Source organism: Pseudonocardia alni (genome assembly GCF_002813375.1).
Classification (GTDB): domain Bacteria; phylum Actinomycetota; class Actinomycetes; order Mycobacteriales; family Pseudonocardiaceae; genus Pseudonocardia; species Pseudonocardia alni.
Map to the genome: position 1 here is coordinate 931,173 of NZ_PHUJ01000003.1, position 17,273 is coordinate 948,445.

A 17,273-nucleotide genomic window follows, 5' to 3' on the forward strand; every position below is an offset into this window, starting at 1 on the left:
CCGCCCGGCACCGCCGTCTCCGACGAACCCCGGGCCGCTCGTCGCGGGGCTTTCGTAGGTTCCGACAGTCGACCCGGTCATCGGGCCCCCGGCGGGACACCGTTCGGAACCTCCCGGCAATCCCGTCGCAACCCGGGTCCGGACACAATGCGGGGCATGCACCTCAGCCCGAGCGAGCGCGACAAGCTCCTCGTCCACGTCGCCGCCGACGTCGCCCGCAGGCGTCGCGAGCGGGGTCTGCGGATGAACTACCCGGAGTCGGTCGCGCTGATCACCGAGCACGTCCTGGAGGGCGCCCGCGACGGCCGCACCGTCAGCGAGCTGATGAGCAGCGGCCGGGAGGTCCTGACCCGCGACGACGTCCTCGACGGCGTCCCGGAGATGCTCGACTCGGTGCAGGTGGAGGCCACCTTCCCGGACGGCACGAAGCTCGTCACCGTGCACGGGCCGATCGCATGACGCCCGGCGAGATCCTCGTCGGCACCGAGCCGGTCGAGCTGCACCCCGGCCGCCCCCGGCTGACGCTGACCGTGGTCAACGCCGCGGACCGCCCGGTGCAGGTCGGGTCGCACTACCACTTCGCCGCTGCGAACCCCGGACTGTCCTTCGACCGCGACGCCGCGTGGGGACACCGGCTTGACGTCCCCGCCGGGACGTCGGTGCGGTTCGAGCCCGGTGTGGAGCGCGAGGTGACGCTGGTGCCGATCGCCGGGGCGCGCCGGGTCCCCGGTCTGCGTGCGGAACGGGCCGGCGCCCTCGACGAGCGGAGCTACGAGCAGTGACCATCGACCGCGCGCGCTACGCCGACCTGTACGGCCCGACCGTCGGGGACCGGGTCCGGCTCGCCGACACGAACCTGCTGATCGAGGTCACCGAGGATCGCTCGCGCGGCCCGGCGTCCGGCGACGAGGTCATGTTCGGCGGCGGCAAGGTGATCCGGGAGTCGATGGGGCAGGCCGCCGTCGCGGCCGCGGACTGCCCGGACCTGGTGATCACCGGCGCCGTCGTGCTGGACCACTGGGGCGTGGTGAAGGCCGACGTGGGCGTCAAGGGCGGCCGGATCGTCGGCATCGGCAAGGCCGGCAACCCCGACACGATGGACGGGGTCGACCCGGCGCTGGTAATCGGGCCCGGCACCGAGGTCCTGGCCGGCAACGGCCGCATCCTCACCGCCGGTGCGATCGACGCGCACGTGCACTTCATCTGCCCGCAGCTGGTCGAGACCGCACTCGCGTCCGGGGTCACGACGCTGTTCGGCGGCGGCACCGGCCCGGTCGACGGGTCGAAGGCCACCACCGTCACGCCCGGCCCCTGGAACATCGGCCGGATGCTGCAGGCGATGGACCACCAGCCGGTGAACCTGCTGCTGATGGGCAAGGGCAACACGGTCTCGGCCGAGGCGCTGCACGAGCAGCTGCGCGCCGGGGCGGGCGGGTTCAAGCTGCACGAGGACTGGGGCACCACCCCGGCGGCGATCGACGCCTGCCTGCGGGTGTGCGAGGAGACCGGCGTGCAGGCCGCGATCCACACCGACACCCTCAACGAGGCCGGGTTCCTGCAGTCCACACTGGCCGCGATCGCCGGGCGCTCGATCAACGCCTTCCACACCGAGGGCGCCGGCGGCGGGCACGCCCCGGACATCATCGAGGTCGTCGGCACCTCGCACGTGCTGCCGTCGTCGACGAACCCGACCCGCCCGCACACCGTGAACACCCTCGACGAGCACCTCGACATGCTCATGGTGTGCCACCACCTGAACCCGTCGGTGCCCGAGGACCTGGCCTTCGCCGAGTCCCGCATCCGCCCGACGACGATCGCCGCCGAGGACGTGCTGCACGACCTGGGCGCGATCTCGATGATGTCGAGCGACTCGCAGGCGATGGGCCGGATCGGCGAGGTCGTCATCCGGACCTGGCAGACCGCGCACGTCATGAAGGCCGCCCGCGGCCCGCTGCCCGGTGACTCCGAGCGGGCGGACAACCTGCGTGCGCAGCGCTACGTCGCCAAGTACACGATCAACCCCGCACTCGCCCACGGCGCCGCCGAGCACGTCGGGTCGGTCGAAGTCGGCAAGCTCGCCGACCTGGTGCTGTGGGAGCCGAAGTTCTTCGGGGTGCGCCCCGAGGTCGTCCTCAAGGGCGGGTTCGCCGTGTGGGCGCAGATGGGCGACGCGAACGCCTCCATCCCCACGCCCGGCCCGGTCTACGGACGCCCGATGTTCGGCTACGCCCACACCCCCGCCGCGCTCGGCTCGCTCACCTTCATGGCGCCGTCGGCGCTGGAGGCGGGCGTTCCCGAGCGGCTCGGGCTGGCGACGCCCGCGGTGCCGGTGGCCGACACCCGCTCGGTGCGCAAGGCCGGGATGCTGCGCAACGACGCCACCCCGGACGTGCGCGTCGACCCGGACTCGTTCGAGGTGACGATCGACGGCGCCGTCGTCGAGCCCGCGCCGGTGAGCGAGCTGCCGATGGCGCAGCGGTACTTCCTGTTCTGATGGCGGGTCTCGCGTCACTGGTGCTCGCCGACGCCCGGTTCCCCGGCGGCGGGCACGTGCACTCCGGCGGGCTGGAGGAGGCCGCCGAGCGGGGGCTGGTCACCGACGTCGCGTCGCTGCACGCGTTCCTGCGGGCGCGGCTGCGCACCGCGGGCCGGGTCGCGGCCTGCGCCGCCGCGGCCGCCGCGCACCCCGCGGGCCGGGACCGGCTCGGGGCGCTGGACGCGGCACTCGACGCGCGCACGCCGTCGCTCGCGCAGCGCGAGGCGTCGCGGGTGCAGGGGAAGGCCGCCCTGCGCGCGGCGCGGGCGGCGTGGCCGTCGCCGGAGCTCGACACGCTCGTCGCGGTCGACCGGCGCCCGCACCATCCGCTGATCGTCGGCGTCGTCGTCGGCGTCGCCGGGGAGTCCCCGTCCGACGCGGCCCGCTGCGTCGGCTACCTCGCCGTCTCCGGGCCCGCGTCGGCGGCGGTCCGGCTGCTCGGGCTGGACCCGTTCGCCGTCAACGCCGCGCTCGTCGCCCTGGACGACGACCTGGCCGTCGTCGTCGACGAGGCCGCGGACCTCGCGGTGGGCGACCCCGCCGACCTCCCGGCGCCCGGCGCGCCGGTCCTCGACCTCATGGCCGAGTCCCACGTCCACCACCACCGCGAGAGGGTGCGTCTCTTTGCCTCCTGAACAGAGCCCGCCGACCGGGCAGACCGGGCAGACCGGGCACGGCCACGGTCATGTGATCAGCTTCGACCCGACGGTCACCGACCACGACCACCACGCACCGGTCCCGGCCGGCGGGCGCTCGGTGCGGATCGGGATCGGCGGGCCGGTCGGGTCGGGCAAGACGGCGCTGGTCGCGGCGCTGGCCCGCAGCCTCGGCGAGCGGGTCCGCCTGGCCGTGGTCACCAACGACATCTACACCACCGAGGACGCGGACTTCCTGCGCCGCAACGCCGTGCTGCCGCCGGAGCGGGTCGAGGCCGTGCAGACCGGCTGCTGCCCGCACACCGCGATCCGCGACGACATCACCGCCAACCTCGACGCCGTCGAGCTGCTGGAGGAGCGCTTCGGCGACCTGGACCTGGTGCTCGTGGAGTCCGGCGGGGACAACCTCACCGCGGTGTTCTCCCGCGGCCTGGTGGACCGGCAGATCTTCGTCGTCGACGTCGCGGGCGGGGACAAGGTGCCCCGCAAGGGCGGCCCCGGCGTCACCACCGCGGACCTGCTCGTGATCAACAAGACCGACCTGGCGCCGCTGGTCGGCGCCGACCTCGGGGTCATGACCGGCGACGCCGCGCGCATCCGCGGGGAGCTGCCGGTGATCGCGCAGTCGCTGGTCGAGGACCCGGGCGCCGGCGACGTCGGCGCCTGGGTGCTCGAGCAGGTCGCCGCGGTCCGGGCGAGCGTCTGAGGTGCTGGCCTGCGCGGAGCTCGTGGTCGTCGCGCGGGACGGCCGCTCGGTCGTCACCACGCTGCGGGCGCAGTCCCCGCTGGCCCTGGTCCCCCGTCGTGGCGTCACCGGTGCGAGCCGGTCCGACGCCGTCGTGCACCTGGTGGGGTCGGCCTCGACCCCGCTGGCCGGCGACGACGTCACCCTCACCGTGACCGTCGGCGCGGGGGCGCACCTGACCCTGACCGGGGTCGCGGCGGCCGTCGCCCTGCCGGGTGGCCGCAGTGCCGACCGCGCGGCCCGGCCGAGCCGGACCGTGCTGCGCTGCAGCGTCGGCGACGGCGGGTCGCTGACCTACCTACCGGAGCCGACCGTGGTGACCGGGCGGGCCCACCACGAGACCGTGCTCGACGTGGTGCTCGCCCCGACCGCCGCGCTGCGCGCCCGGGACCTGCTGGTTGCGGGCCGCACCGGGGAGCGGCCGGGCCGCTGCCGCGGGACCGTCCGGGTCACCGAGTGCAGTGCCGGCGGGAGCGGTGCCGGCGGGAGCGGTGCCTCCGGGAACGGTGCCTCCGGGAACGGTGCCGCGCCCGGCCGGCCGCTGCTGGTGCAGACCCAGGAGATCGGCGACCCGCTGCTCGACGCCTCCCCCGCCCACCTCGCCGGGCACCGGGTCCTGGGCACCGAGGTCCTGGTCGGGCCCGCCCGCGAGCAGGTCCTCGCGACCTGCGGGGACGGGTGGAGCCTGTCCCCGCTGCCCGGGCGCGGGGCGCTCGCGACGGCCGTCGCGCACGACGCCGTCACCGCCGCCCGCCGCCTCGCCGAGGCCGTGCGCGCCGCCCGGTGAGCCACCGGGTGACCGGTACCGGTGAGGGGCCGGGTGCCGCTCCGCTCACCGGTGATGGTCACACCTGGGCCGGGAGCAGGTGCTCGCCCGTCCGGTCGGTGCTCAGGCACAGCGAGCACACGTAGGCGTCGTGCGCGGGGCACGCCGCCATGTCCGGTCGCTCCAGGTCCTGCCCGCACACGTGGCACGGCAGGGTGACGGCCGAGGGGTTGCCGTGCTCGTCGAGCATCGGCAGGTCGATGCCGTCGTCGGTGCGGCGCAGGTACCAGCGGCCGCGGGTGGCCAGCGCGATCACGGGGGGCAGCACCACGCCGAGCACGATCGCGACCAGCGGCGAGAACGGCGCGATCGCCTCGCCCAGCAGCCCGAAGAACGCCGCGATGGACAGCCCGCCCGCGACGACCACCGAGCCGAACCCGACCGGGTTGACCGCGTACAGCATGCCGCGGCGGAACTCCGGGAACCTCGGCGAGATGCCGAGCAGGTACTTGTTCACCACGATGTCGGTGGCGACCACGACGATCCAGGCGATGCCCATGTTCGCGTAGAACCCGAGGATCGCGTTGAGGAAGTCGAACATGTTCGCCTCCATCAGCACGAGCGCGATCACCAGGTTGACGCCGAGGAACACCAGCCGCCCGGGGTAGGTGCCGGTGACCCGGGTGAAGGAATTGGTCCAGGCCAGCGAGCCGGAGTAGGCGTTGGTGACGTTGATCTTGATCTGGCTGATGACGACGAGCACCACGGCCAGGGTGATCGCCAGCCACGCGGGCATGAGCTCCTGGTAGATGACCAGGAACTGGTGCACCGGCTCGTTGGCCACCGTCGCGCCGTCGGCCAGGTTCGCGATGAGATAGACGGCGAGGAACAGCCCGACGACCTGCTTCGCCGCCCCGAACAGCACCCAGCCCGGCCCGGCGAGCAGCGTCGCGGCCCACCAGCGGCGGGCGTTCTCCGGGGTCCTGGGTGGCATGAACCGCAGGTAGTCGATCTGCTCGGCGATCTGGGCGATCAGCGACAGGCACACCCCGGCGGCGAGCATGACCGAGCCGAGGCCGGGGGTGCCCGCGCCGTCCTCGCCCTGGTAGGCCAGGAACGTCGACACCGAGTCCGGGTGCGCGAGCAGCAGGTAGCCGAAGGGCAGCACCATCAGGACCAGCCACAGCGGCGTCGTCCACACCTGCAGCGTGGACAGCAGCGACATCCCGTACACCACCAGCGGGAAGATGATCACCGTGGACACGGCGTAGCCCGCCCACAGCGGCAGCCCCAGGCCCAGCTCGAGCCCCTGGGCCATGATCGAGCCCTCGAGGGCGAAGAAGATGAAGGTGAAGGTCGCGAAGATGACGTTGGTCAGGATCGAGCCGTAGTAGCCGAAGCCGCTGCCGCGGGTGATCAGGTCCAGGTCCAGGTTGTAGCGGGCCGCGTAGTACGCCAGCGGCAGCCCGGTCGCGATGATCACCAGAGCGAACACGCCGATGCCCCACAGGGCGTTGACCGTGCCGTACGCGATACCGATGTTCGCGCCGATCGCGAAGTCGGCGAGGTAGGCGATGCCGCCGAGCGCGGTCACCCCGACGACGCCGGGTGACCAGCGGCGGTAGCTGCGCGGCGCGAACCGCAGCGTGTAGTCCTCCAGCGTCTCGCGCGCGGCTCCCGCCGGCGCCGCCGTGGTCCGGTCCATCTCCTGTGTCATCGAAGCTCCCACGGTGGCCGGGTCGGAGGACCACCGGTGAGGAATGGTGCGTTCCGCAACGGCGGCGCCGGTTGCCGTCGGGTGACGACTGCGTGACACCGGCCCCGGACGATCCGGGCGCCGCGTGACGGCCGGCGGACCGGCCGGGACGACTGCGTGACGATCCGGGCACGACGGGTGCGTGCCCGCGCCGGACCGGCCACCGTGGTGGACGGGGTGGACGGGGTGGACGGGGCGGACGGCGGCCCCGCGACGACGGTGGCGACGGGCGAGGGCGGGCGGGGACGCTGGGCGGTCGGTCAGGAGGGCGGGTGCTCCCACATCGTCGTGCGGAACAGGTCCCAGAAGCCCAGCCGGCGGTAGACCGGGTGGCCGTCGTCGCTGGAGATCAGCAGCGACGGCAGCCCGGGCGCGGCCGCGCAGACGGCCGCGGTGACCGCCCCGCCGAACCCGCGGCCCCGGTGCTCCGGCAGCACCGACACCCAGTCGACCTCGACCACGCCGTGGTGCACGCCCGCCCCGGCCGTCGCGACCGGCTCGCCCCCGGCGTACCCGACGACCAGGTGCAGCAGGCTCCCGGACCGCGGGTCCGCGACGGCAGGCCGCCCCACCTCGGCGAGGCCGTAGCCGGCGACCAGGACGCGCTCGAAGTCGGCCGGATCGGCGTCGGGCACCGTCCGGATCCACAGGTCCGGCGGAGGCGGTGGCAGCGGTCCCGGCGGGCGGAACATCAGCGGCGGATGGCCGACCCGCACCAGCCCGTACCCGCTCAGGTCGGGCAGCGCGAACAGCGAGAGCAGCACCCACCAGCGGTGCCGCGGGAAGAAGGCGGCCGCGTCGTCGAGCACCCGGCGCAGGCCGTCGGGGTCCGGCGGGGCGGTCAGGACGACCGCGTTGTCGTAGCCGAACGGGGACCCGGGGTCGGCCAGGACGGCACCGGCCACCCGTCGGGCCCGCCCCCCGGCCCGGGCCGCCATCGCGGTGGTCCGGTCGGCGTAGGCGTGCACGAACCGGCGCGCGAGGCTGTCCCCGACCGGGCTGTCCGGCTCCCAACCGGTGGTGAGCGTCTCGGTGGTCATGACCGGGGATGGTCCGCCGGTCCCGCGTGCTCCGGCAGGGCCGTTCGGCCGGGTGACCCTTGACACCCTGCCGTCGCGAAACCAACACTGATGACACTTCGGAACCACGATTCCGCATCGTGAAAATTCACGGACGAGTACGGAAGCAGGACCCATGCCGGACGACCTGACCCTCGACCGACTCAACACCGCCCCGCCCGACGAGCTGCGCCCGGCCCTGCGTGCCTGCGCCACCTCGCCGGGGTGGGCGGACCGGCTGCTGGCCGGACGCCCCTACGGCAGCGTCGACGACGCCGTCGCCGCGGCGGAGAAGGCGGTCCTCGCCCTGGACAGCGCCGAGATCGACGCCGCGCTGGCCGGACACCCCCGCATCGGCGAGCGCCCCGGCGGCGCCCATGCCGACGGCGCCGCGTTCTCCCGTTCCGAACAGTCCGGTGTGGACACCGGTGCGGACACCGCAGCCCGGCTCGCCGCCGGCAACGCCGCCTACGAGCAGCGCTTCGGCCACGTCTTCCTGATCCGGGCCGCAGGCCGCGACGCCGGGCAGATCCTCGCCGAGCTGGAGCGCAGGCTGGGCAACGACCCGGCCGCCGAGCGCGCCGAGGCCGCCGGTCAGCTGGCCGAGATCACCGCCCTGCGGATGCGGCAGGTGCTGGCATGAGCAGCTTCTCCACCCACGTCCTCGACGCCGCGGCGGGCCGCCCGGCCACCGGCGTCCCGGTCACCCTGACCGGCGCGGACGGGACCGTGCTGGCGTCGGGCACCACCGACGACGACGGCCGCTGGCGCGCCCCGGAGTCCGCCGCGCTCACCGCGGGGGTGCTGCACCGGATCACGTTCACGACGCCGAGCCCGTTCTTCCCGGAGGTGTCGATCGCGTTCCGCCCGGAGCGCACGGACCGCCACCACCACGTCCCGCTGCTGCTGTCGCCCTACTCCTACTCCACCTACCTCGGGAGCTGATCATGTCCGTCTCGGTCCACCTCGGCGACAACAAGTACGGCAAGGCGGAGGTCCGCGTCGTGCGGGTCGTGCGCGACACCGCCCGGCACGAGATCACCGACCTCAACGTGACCAGCCAGCTGCGGGGCGCCGCCCTGGAGAGCAGCTACCTGACCGGCGACAACTCCAAGGTCGTCGCCACCGACACCCAGAAGAACGTGGTGTACGCCTTCGCCTCCGAGCACGGGATCACCTCGCCCGAGGAGTTCCTGCTGCTGCTCGGCGACCACTTCACCGGCGAGTTCGACTGGATCACCGGCGGGCTCTGGCAGGCCGAGCTGTACGAGTGGGAGCGGATCGTCGTCGACGGCGCCGAGCACGACCACTCGTTCGTCCGGAAGGGCCGGGCCACCCGGCTGGCGACGGTGCAGAAGACCGGCGGGGCCACCCACGTCACCGCCGGGCTGAAAGATCTCACCGTGCTGAAGTCCACCGGCAGCGAGTTCCACGGGTTCCCGCGCGACCGCTACACCACCCTGGTCGAGACCGACGACCGCATCCTCGCCACCTCGGTCACCGCGCGCTGGCGCTACCTGCCCGACGCCGTCGCCGCCGGGATCGACTTCAACGGCGCCTACGACGCGATCGGCGCGGCGATGCTGTCGGCGTTCGCCACCACCCACTCGCTCGCGCTGCAGCAGTCGCTCTACGAGATGGGCCGGGCCGCGGTCGAGGCCTGCGACGGCGTCGCCGAGATCCGGTTCGCGATGCCCAACAAGCACCACTTCCTCTCCGACCTGTCGCCGTTCGGGCTCAAGAACCCGAACGAGGTCTTCCACGCCGCGGACCGCCCCTACGGCCTGATCGAGGGCACCGTCGTCCGTGACGGCGTGACCCCGGCGCCGGAGGCGTGGACCGACGTGCCGTCGTTCGTCTGACCCGCCACTCCCACCGAGGGGATCCGCCATGAGCACGGAACAGGCCACGAGCACGGAACAGGCACTGCGCCCGGAGGACGAACGGCTCGGGATCGGGCCGACGATCGGCTACGGCGTCCAGCACATCCTCGCGATGTTCGGCGGCGTGATCGCAGTACCGATCATCATCGGCGGTGCGGCCGGGCTCACCCCCGCGCAGAGCGCCGTGCTCGTCGCCTCCGGGCTGTTCATCAGCGGGCTCGCCACCCTGCTGCAGACCCTCGGCCTGCCGTTCTTCGGGTCGCAGCTGCCACTGGTGCAGGGCACGTCGTTCGCCTCGGTGTCGACGATGATCGCGATCGTCGGCGACGACGGCACCGACGGCCTGCGCACCGTCTACGGCGCGGTGATCGTCGCGGCGGCGGCCGGGCTTCTCATCACCCCGTTCTTCGCCCGGGTGGTACGGCTGTTCCCGCCGGTGGTGACGGGGTCGATCATCACCGTGATCGGGCTGTCGCTGATGCCGGTGGCGACCGGCTGGATCACCGGCCGGGAGACCGTCACCGTGGGCGGGGCGACGGTGCCCAACCCCGAGTTCGCCGCGCTGCCCTCGATCGCGCTGGCCGGGTTCACCTTCCTGGTGGTGGTCGTCGCCGGGAAGATCGCGGTGCTCTCGCGGCTGTCGGTGCTGCTCGGGCTGCTGGTCGGGACCGTCGTCGCGCTGGTGGCCGGGCTGAGCGACTTCTCCGGCGTCGGCGGCGCGAGCGTCGCCGCGCTGCCCGCGCCGTTCGCGTTCGGCACCCCGCTGTTCACGGTCGGGGCGACCGTCTCGATGGTCATCGTGGTCCTGGTGATCATGGTGGAGACCACTGCCGACATCCTCGCGGTCGGCGAGGTCGTCGAGACCCGGGTGGACGCCCGCCGGGTCGGCGACGGTCTGCGCGCCGACATGGCCGCCTCGGTGGTCGCGCCGGTGTTCAACTCCTTCCCGGCGACGGCGTTCGCCCAGAACGTCGGGCTCGTCGCGCTGACCGGGATCCGGAGCCGGTTCGCCGTCGCCGCCGGTGGGCTGCTCCTGCTGGTGCTGGGGCTCTCGCCGATGGCGTCCGCGGTGTTCTCGGCGATCCCGCAGCCGGTGCTCGGCGGGGCGGGCATCGTGCTGTTCGGCACGGTCGCCGCCAGCGGCATCCGGACGCTCGCCGCGGTCGAGTACCGCGGGACCAACAACATGGTGATCGTCGCGGCGTCGGTGGCGTTCGGCCTGGTCCCGGTGGTCTCGCCGGACTTCTGGGCGAACTTCCCGGACTGGTTCGCGACGATCTTCCACTCCGGCATCAGCTCGGCGGCGATCGTCGCGGTGCTGCTCAACCTGTTCTTCAACGTGTTCGCCCCCGGACGGCCGTCGGCGCCGTCGGTCGTCGCGGCGGGCCCTGCGGTGCTGGTGCAGACCGGGGAGATCCGGATCCTGGCCTCGGGCGAGGTGCTGGGCCCGGAGTCCTACGAGCCGGTCACGGCGAAGCCGGGCACCCAGGTCAGGGACGACTGAGCGCCGCAGCATGATCGTCGTCCCGGAAGGGCCCGGTGCAGTCCGTGGCACGGATCCCTTCCGGGATGACGATCACCGCTGCCGGTCCGGGGCCGGTCACGCTGCGGCGGCCAGGACCTCACGGACACGGCGCACGACGAGCTCCGGTGCTCCGGTCAGGTCCGCCCAGGTGAACCGCAGCAGGACCCACCCGGCGGTGCCGAGCGCGTTGCCCTTGCGCCGGTCCGCGGCGAAGCGCTCGGCGTCCACGTGCCAGGCCCAGCCGTCGACCTCGATCGCCAGCCTGCGCTCCGGGAACGCCAGGTCCAGCGTCCACGGGCCGAACCGGTGGCCGTGCACCCACCCGGTCACACCCGCGTCCCGGAGCAACCGCATCATGCGGCGCTCGGCCACCGAGTCGGCGCGGTCGGCGCATGCGACGAGGAGCTCCCCCATCCCCCGGTTCCCGCGGGCACCCATGTGCCGGCAGTAGGCCGCGTGCAGCTCGGCGAAGCCGACGTGACGTTGCAGGGCACGGTCGAGGAAGCGAGGCCCCGCCACCGGGGCGGTCTCCAGCACGGTGCACGTCGGCGTCGTCACCGCGACGCCGTGCAGCACCGTCCGGTCGGCCGGGTCCAGGACCCGCCTGCGCAGCGTCACCCCGGGGACGGGGACCCGGTGCATCGTGCGCGGGACCGTGAACCCGATCGTGCCGGGCGGCTCGTCGAGCATCCGGTGCCAGAACGCGGCTGCGGGCCCGCTCAACGTCGCCCGCGGACCGGCCCAGAGCGCCGCCGCTCGGACCCTGCTCTCGTGTCCCGGTCGGTGCCCGGCGACCAGGTAGACCCCGGGGTGCACCATGCACCATGCCCCGGTCGACGCCCGGCGGGCGACGGTGCGCCCCGACATACCGCAGGCGATGGCCTGGGCCCGGCTGATGACGCCGGCCTGCCGGACCAGCAACGCGGCGACCCCTCCGGCCACGCCGGAGGGGCCGGCGGAGGGACCGGCGGAGGGGATGTCGTGGCCGCTGTCCGGGCTCTCGGTCATCGCCGGAGCATCCGGCCGCGGCGCCCCGGCCGGGCCCGTTCGCTCCGTTCCGGTGGCGATCGCGAACCGCATCCCCGTGGTGATCGAGGACTCGGAAGGGATCGGTGCCGGCAGTGGCACCGATCCCTTCCGGATCTCCGATCATGGTCGGGCCCGTCGAGATCCGGCAACGTCGGCCGCGGTGTGGGCGACGCCGGCAGGAGGCCCGGCCTCAGACCCCCGCGGCGTCCTGCCGGGCCAGCTCGGTCACCAGCGCGTCGGCCACGGACCGCAGCTTCGGCACGGCGGAGTCGAGGAGCGCGTCGGTCATCCGGGTCGTCGGGCCGGAGATGGACACCGCGGCGGGCAGCGGCCCGTCGAGCGCGACGGCGACGCACCGCACCCCCAGCTCCTGCTCGCCCTCGTCGACGGCGTACCCGGCGGCACGGACCTTGTCGAGCTCGGCGAAGTACTCCTCGGGCGAGGTGATCGTGTTGTCGGTGTGCCGCACGAAGTCGGTGTGCCGCAGCACCTCCCGCGCCCGCTCGACCGGCATCCGGGACAGCAGGGCCTTCCCGACGGCGGTGCAGTGCGGCGACACCCGTCGCCCGACCTCGGTGAACATCCGCATCGAGTGCCGGCCGGGCTCCTGGGCGACGTAGACGACCTGGTTCCCCTCCAGCAGCGCCAGGTTGGCGCTCTCCCCCAGGTCGTCGACCAGTGCGGCGAGCCGGGGCCGGGCCCACATCCCCACCAGACGCCCGGCGGTGTCACCCAGGCGCACCAGGCGGGGGCCGAGGGCGTACTCCCGCGAGGACTGCTGGCGGACGTAGCCGCGCCCGGCCAGGGTCCGGACGAGCCGGTGGATGGTGGGCAGCGGGAGACCGGAGGTGGCCGCGAGGTGGGACAGGCTGACCGTGCCGCCCGCGTCGGCCATCGCCTCCAGCAGGTCCACGGCCCGCTCCACGGACTGCACGGTCCCCGAGCGGGCCGGTGCCGCCGCGGCGACGTCCGCGGCGGCACCGACGCGACTGTCGGGATCGTTCTTCCGCATGACGGAAGTCTAGCCCTGCTCGGGCGGTGCGGCCGGGACCTCGGTGCCGTCCGGGGCGCCGGGTGCACCCGTCACCCGCTCCACCGAGCCGCGGCGCAGCAGCCTGCCGTGCGGCTCACCGGACACGTCGACGTCGCGGCCGCCCAGGACGGTGCGCCGGACCACGCCGGACAGCGACCGGCCGGCGTAGGCGCTCACCTTGTTCTTGTGGTGCAGCCGGTCCGGGTCCACGACGAAGGCGGCGTCGGGGGCGAAGACCGCGAGGTCGGCGTCGTAGCCGAGCGCGATCCGGCCCTTGGAACGCAGCCCGACCAGGTCGGCGGGCTTCGACGCCATCCACTGCACCACCTGCGCGAGCCCGATGCCGCGCCGGCGGGCCTCGCTCCACACCAGCGACAGCCCCAGCTGCAGCGACGACACCCCGCCCCAGGCGAGCCCGAAGTCCCCGGAGTCGAGCAGCTTCAGCTCGGCGGTGCTGGGCGAGTGGTCGGACACGATGCAGTCGATCGTCCCGTCGAGCAGGCCCTCCCACAGCAGCTCCCGGTTCGACGCCTCGCGGATCGGCGGGCAGCACTTGTGCGTGGTGGCGCCGTCGGGGATCTCCTCGGCGAACAGCGTGAGGTAGTGCGGGCAGGTCTCGGCGGTGATCCGGACGCCGTCGCGCCGCGCGGTGGCGATCATCGGCAGCGCGTCGGAGGAGGACACGTGCAGCACGTGCGCGCGCGCCCCGGTCCAGCGGGCCCGCTCGATGACCTCGGCGATCGCCAGGTTCTCCGCGCCGCGCGGGCGCGAGCGCAGGAAGGTGTCGTACTTCGCGCCGTGCGGTGTGGGCGCCTTCTCGATGGCCCGGGAGTCCTCGGCGTGCACGATCATGACGGCGTCGAAGGTGGCCAGCTCGGCCATGTCGCGTTCCATCTCGTCGGCGTCGAGCGGCGGGAACTCGTCGACGCCGGAGTGCAGCAGGAAGCACTTGAACCCGAAGACGCCCTCGTCGTGCAGGCCGCGCAGGTCGCCGAGGTTGCCCGGCACCGCGCCGCCCCAGAAGCCGACGTCGACGAACGCCTGGTGCTCGGCGACCTTGCGCTTCACCTCCAGCGCCGCGACGTCGACGGTCGGCGGGATCGAGTTCAGCGGCATGTCGACGATCGTGGTGACCCCGCCCGCCGCGGCGGCCCGGGTCGCCGAGGCGAAGCCCTCCCACTCGGTGCGGCCGGGCTCGTTGACGTGCACGTGGGTGTCGACGAGACCGGGCAGCAGCACCTCGTCGTCGGCGAGGTCGATCACCCGGGCCCCGTCGAGGCCGTTGCCGAGCGGCTCGATGGCGACGATCCGCCCGCCGGTCACGCCGATCTCGCGGGGCTGCTCGCCCGCCGTGGTCATGATCCGCTTCCCGCGGACCACCAGGTCGTAGCTGGTCATGACATCTCCAGGGGGAATCCGGTGATCTTCTTGGTACGGGGTGCCGCGTAGGTGCGGCTCGTCGAGGTGGTCAGGCCGAGCCGGACCAGCGACTCGGCGACGGTGACCGCGGCCTGCACCCCGTCGACGACGGGGACGCCGGTCTCGGCACGCACCGTCGCATCCAGCCCGGCCATGCCGCCGCAGCCGAGGCAGATCACCTCGGCGTGGTCCTGCTCGACCGCGACCCGGGCCTGCTCGACGATCGCGGCGACCGCGCGGTCCGGGTCCTGCTCGAGCTCCAGCACCGCGAGCCCGGAGGCGCGCACCGAGGCGCAGCGCCGGTCCAGCCCGGCGAGCAGCAGCCGGTCGGAGATGAGCGGCACGGTGCGGTCCAGGGTGGTCACCACCGAGTAGCGGTGGCCGAGGTACATCGCGGTGGTCGCGGCGGCCTCGGTGATGTCGACGACGGGCACGTCGAGCATCTCCTGCAGGCCCTCGCGGCCGTGCTCGCCGTAGCCGGCCTGGATCACCGCGTCGAACCGCTCGCCGGAGGCGGCGTAACGCGCGACGGCGTCGGCGACCCCGACCGCGGCCAGGTAACTCTCCAGGTTGCCCTCGACCGACTCGGCACCGAACCGGGGCGTCAGCCCGACGATCTCGGTGCCGGGCGCGGCGACCGAGCGGGCCGACGCGGCGATCGCCTCGGTGACCGACACCGTGGTGTTGACGTTGACGACGACGATCCTCATCAGTGGCCCCCGGTCGGTGCGACGGCCAGCGACTCCCCGGAGACCGCGCGGTGGGTCCGTCCGCGTGGGGCGACGAGCACGGTCAGCAGCGCCGCGATCCCGGCGCCGAGGAACCAGCTGAACGGCGCGACCGGCTCCAGCGCGGGGACGAACCCGACGGCGACCGCGACCACGGCGGACGGCACGAACACCGCGACCGCGCGCCGGTTGACCCCGCCGCGGTAGTGGTAGGCGCCGGTGCTCGCCTCGGTGTAGAGCGCGGGGACGTCGATGCGTCCGCGCCGCACCAGCCAGTAGTCGGCCATCACGATCCCGAACAGCGGGCCGAGCAGCGCGCCGAGCACCCCCAGGAAGTAGGTGATCACCACCGGGGAGTCGTACAGGTTCCAGGGCAGGATGATCAGCCCGATCAGCGCGCTCACCACCCCGGCCCGACGGAAGTCGAGCACCCGCGGGAACAGGTTCGACAGGGCGTAGCAGGGGGCCACGAAGTTCGCCATCAGGTTGACCGCGATCGTCAGGATCAGCAGCGCCGCGGAGGCGACCAGCAGCAGCGGGGTGTTGGGGATGGTGTTGACGACGTCGGCCGGGCTGGAGATCACCTGGCCGCCGATCCGCAGCTGGCCGCCCGCCAGCACCACGACGACGACGCCGAAGAACAGTGTGTTCGGCAGGATCCCCCAGAAGCTGCCACGCCGGACCGCTCCGGTGGACACCGCGCCGCGGGTGAAGTCGCAGAAGTTGAGGACGAAGGTGCCGTAGATCGCCGTCCACAGCGACGCCCCGGCGAGGATCTGCACCCACATCGCCCCGCCGGTCAGCGGCTCGGGCACCGACAGCGCGATGTCGCCACCGGTCTGCCACAGCACCCAGCCCGCGAGCACCGCGAGGGTCACCAGCACGATCGGGCCGGCGACGGCCTCGTAGCGGCGGATGCCGTCCATGCCGCGCAGCAGGATCGCCACCTGCACGACCCACAGGACGACGAAGCAGATCCAGCCCAGCACCGACAGCCCCAGGAACGAGACCTGCTCCAGCGCACCGGCCGACGGCGCCACGGCCAGGACCATCACGACGAGCACCCGGGTGGCGAGGTAGGTCTGGATGCCGAACCAGGCGATCGCGACCGCGCCCCGCACCAGGGCCGGGAGCTGGGCACCGCGCACGCCGAAGGAGATCCGGCTCATCACCGGGAACGGCAGGCCCGTCCGGTAGCCCATGTACCCGGCGACGGTGAGCAGCACGAACAGCACCAGCGCACCGATGCCGAGCGAGACCAGGATCTGCCAGGCGCCGAGGCCGAGCGCGAACAGGCCGAGCGCGAAGCCGTAGTTGCCCAGGCTGTGCACGTCGACGGCCCACAGGGTGAAGATGTTGTAGGCCTTCCACGACCGTCCCTCGACGGTGGTGGGCGCGAGGTCGCGGTTGTAGAGCCGGGGGCTCGGTGCGTCGGCGCGGTCCTGCGTGACGGGCACGGCGGCCACCCGCTCACCGGTCGGGGCTGCTGCGGGTCGGTCGCTCGTTCCGGGTCCCGTCATCGGGGCCACCTCGGTTCCCACGTCGTGGCGCGTCCGATGTGACGCGCTGATTTCCGCGATGTGAAACGAATCTCTTACGTAGCGGAATCAAGCTATGGCGCCGGTCACGCAAGCGTCAAGGGGTCGCCGGCGACGACGATGCTTGACAGCCCCCTGACGCCGTGGTCCGATTCACACCGCACAACGGAATCACTTTTCCGCATTGCGGAATGATCGGAGGCTCCGGTGACTGCCCTCTTCTGTTCCGGTGACGCGATGCGCGGCGGCCGGCTCCACCACAACGTGTCCGCCCACCCGTTCCTGGGCGGGGTCCGGACCGCTCCGCACTACCGCATGTACTCGGTACGCGACCAGTTCCCGGCCCTGCTGGAGGACCCCTCCGGCGGCGTGCCGCTGGCCGGGGAGATCTACGACGTCCCGCTCTCGGCGATCCGCACCGACTTCCTGCCCGACGAGCCGCCGGAGCTCGAGCTCACCGTCATCGAGCTCGACGACGGCCGCGACGTCCTCGCCGTCGGGTTGCGGCCCGGTGTGCTGGAGCGCCAGCGCGACGAGCTCACCGACATCACCACCCACGGCGGGTGGCGGGCCTACCGGGGACTGCCCGAGCCCGCCTGAG

At 73.4% G+C, this 17,273-nt stretch carries 18 protein-coding genes; 11 read left to right on the top strand and 7 right to left on the bottom strand.

What is annotated here, in order from left to right; translation table 11 throughout:
- Positions 1-156: 156 nt before the first annotated feature.
- From ATL51_RS05515 to ATL51_RS05540, 6 genes are read left to right on the top strand one after another with little or no spacing between them, the layout of a single operon-like run.
- Positions 157-459 (top strand): urease subunit gamma, encoded by a 303-nt coding sequence (locus ATL51_RS05515; protein ID WP_020622559.1) that lies wholly within the window; start codon positions 157-159, stop codon positions 457-459.
- Positions 456-782, top strand: a complete 327-nt coding sequence (locus tag ATL51_RS05520; protein ID WP_073575028.1) for an urease subunit beta — start codon at positions 456-458, stop codon at positions 780-782. The genes ATL51_RS05515 and ATL51_RS05520 overlap by 4 nt, the downstream gene beginning before the upstream one ends.
- The gene (locus tag ATL51_RS05525) at positions 779-2,494 is read left to right on the top strand and encodes an urease subunit alpha (protein WP_100877884.1); all 1,716 of its coding nucleotides are present in this window, start codon (positions 779-781) and stop codon (positions 2,492-2,494) included. The genes ATL51_RS05520 and ATL51_RS05525 overlap by 4 nt, the downstream gene beginning before the upstream one ends.
- Positions 2,494-3,171 carry an urease accessory protein UreF gene (locus ATL51_RS05530; RefSeq protein ID WP_100877885.1) on the top strand — a complete coding sequence of 226 codons (678 nt, stop codon included), beginning with the start codon at positions 2,494-2,496 and terminating at the stop codon, positions 3,169-3,171. The genes ATL51_RS05525 and ATL51_RS05530 overlap by 1 nt, the downstream gene beginning before the upstream one ends.
- On the top strand, positions 3,161-3,898 hold the full coding sequence (ureG, locus tag ATL51_RS05535) for an urease accessory protein UreG (RefSeq protein WP_100877886.1): 738 nt from the start codon (positions 3,161-3,163) through the stop codon (positions 3,896-3,898). The genes ATL51_RS05530 and ureG overlap by 11 nt, the downstream gene beginning before the upstream one ends.
- A 1-nt stretch (position 3,899) precedes the next feature.
- On the top strand, positions 3,900-4,724 hold the full coding sequence (locus ATL51_RS05540; protein WP_100877887.1) for an urease accessory protein UreD: 825 nt from the start codon (positions 3,900-3,902) through the stop codon (positions 4,722-4,724).
- A 58-nt stretch (positions 4,725-4,782) separates the two neighbouring features.
- Here ATL51_RS05540 and ATL51_RS05545 read toward each other — a convergent pair whose 3' ends face one another.
- Positions 4,783-6,420 (bottom strand): purine-cytosine permease family protein, encoded by a 1,638-nt coding sequence (locus ATL51_RS05545; protein WP_100877888.1) that lies wholly within the window; start codon positions 6,418-6,420, stop codon positions 4,783-4,785.
- A gap of 299 nt (positions 6,421-6,719) precedes the next feature.
- Positions 6,720-7,499 (bottom strand): GNAT family N-acetyltransferase, encoded by a 780-nt coding sequence (locus ATL51_RS05550; protein ID WP_100877889.1) that lies wholly within the window; start codon positions 7,497-7,499, stop codon positions 6,720-6,722.
- A 154-nt stretch (positions 7,500-7,653) separates the two neighbouring features.
- Here ATL51_RS05550 and uraD point away from each other — a divergent pair, with 154 nt between their 5' ends.
- The 4 genes from uraD to ATL51_RS05570 are packed head-to-tail and all read left to right on the top strand — an operon-like array spanning position 7,654 to position 10,904.
- A complete protein-coding gene (gene uraD / locus ATL51_RS05555; RefSeq protein ID WP_073575035.1) occupies positions 7,654-8,160 on the top strand; it encodes a 2-oxo-4-hydroxy-4-carboxy-5-ureidoimidazoline decarboxylase in 507 nt (168 codons plus the stop codon).
- A complete protein-coding gene (locus ATL51_RS05560) occupies positions 8,157-8,462 on the top strand; it encodes a hydroxyisourate hydrolase (protein WP_100877890.1) in 306 nt (101 codons plus the stop codon). Before uraD ends, ATL51_RS05560 begins: the two co-directional genes overlap by 4 nt.
- A gap of 2 nt (positions 8,463-8,464) precedes the next feature.
- On the top strand, positions 8,465-9,379 hold the full coding sequence (gene pucL / locus ATL51_RS05565; RefSeq protein ID WP_100877891.1) for a factor-independent urate hydroxylase: 915 nt from the start codon (positions 8,465-8,467) through the stop codon (positions 9,377-9,379).
- Between the two features lie 28 nt (positions 9,380-9,407).
- Entirely contained in the window at positions 9,408-10,904 is a 1,497-nt protein-coding gene (locus tag ATL51_RS05570; RefSeq protein WP_100877892.1) for a nucleobase:cation symporter-2 family protein, read from the top strand.
- A gap of 96 nt (positions 10,905-11,000) precedes the next feature.
- On the opposite strand, the gene ATL51_RS05575 is transcribed toward ATL51_RS05570, so the two are convergent.
- The 5 genes from ATL51_RS05575 to ATL51_RS05595 form a co-directional block, all read right to left on the bottom strand.
- A complete protein-coding gene (locus ATL51_RS05575; RefSeq protein WP_157818230.1) occupies positions 11,001-11,933 on the bottom strand; it encodes a type IV toxin-antitoxin system AbiEi family antitoxin domain-containing protein in 933 nt (310 codons plus the stop codon).
- A gap of 211 nt (positions 11,934-12,144) precedes the next feature.
- Positions 12,145-12,966 carry an IclR family transcriptional regulator gene (locus ATL51_RS05580; RefSeq protein WP_073575040.1) on the bottom strand — a complete coding sequence of 274 codons (822 nt, stop codon included), beginning with the start codon at positions 12,964-12,966 and terminating at the stop codon, positions 12,145-12,147.
- Between the two features lie 9 nt (positions 12,967-12,975).
- Positions 12,976-14,385 carry an allantoinase AllB gene (gene allB / locus ATL51_RS05585; protein ID WP_226369462.1) on the bottom strand — a complete coding sequence of 470 codons (1,410 nt, stop codon included), beginning with the start codon at positions 14,383-14,385 and terminating at the stop codon, positions 12,976-12,978.
- Entirely contained in the window at positions 14,382-15,116 is a 735-nt protein-coding gene (locus tag ATL51_RS05590; protein ID WP_100877894.1) for an aspartate/glutamate racemase family protein, read from the bottom strand. Before ATL51_RS05590 ends, allB begins: the two co-directional genes overlap by 4 nt.
- Entirely contained in the window at positions 15,116-16,591 is a 1,476-nt protein-coding gene (locus ATL51_RS05595) for an NCS1 family nucleobase:cation symporter-1 (protein WP_301548905.1), read from the bottom strand. The genes ATL51_RS05590 and ATL51_RS05595 overlap by 1 nt, the downstream gene beginning before the upstream one ends.
- Before the next feature lie 288 nt (positions 16,592-16,879).
- On the opposite strand from ATL51_RS05595, the gene ATL51_RS05600 reads away from it, so the two are divergent.
- Positions 16,880-17,272 carry an allophanate hydrolase-related protein gene (locus ATL51_RS05600; protein ID WP_062394669.1) on the top strand — a complete coding sequence of 131 codons (393 nt, stop codon included), beginning with the start codon at positions 16,880-16,882 and terminating at the stop codon, positions 17,270-17,272.
- Position 17,273 lies beyond the last annotated feature (1 nt).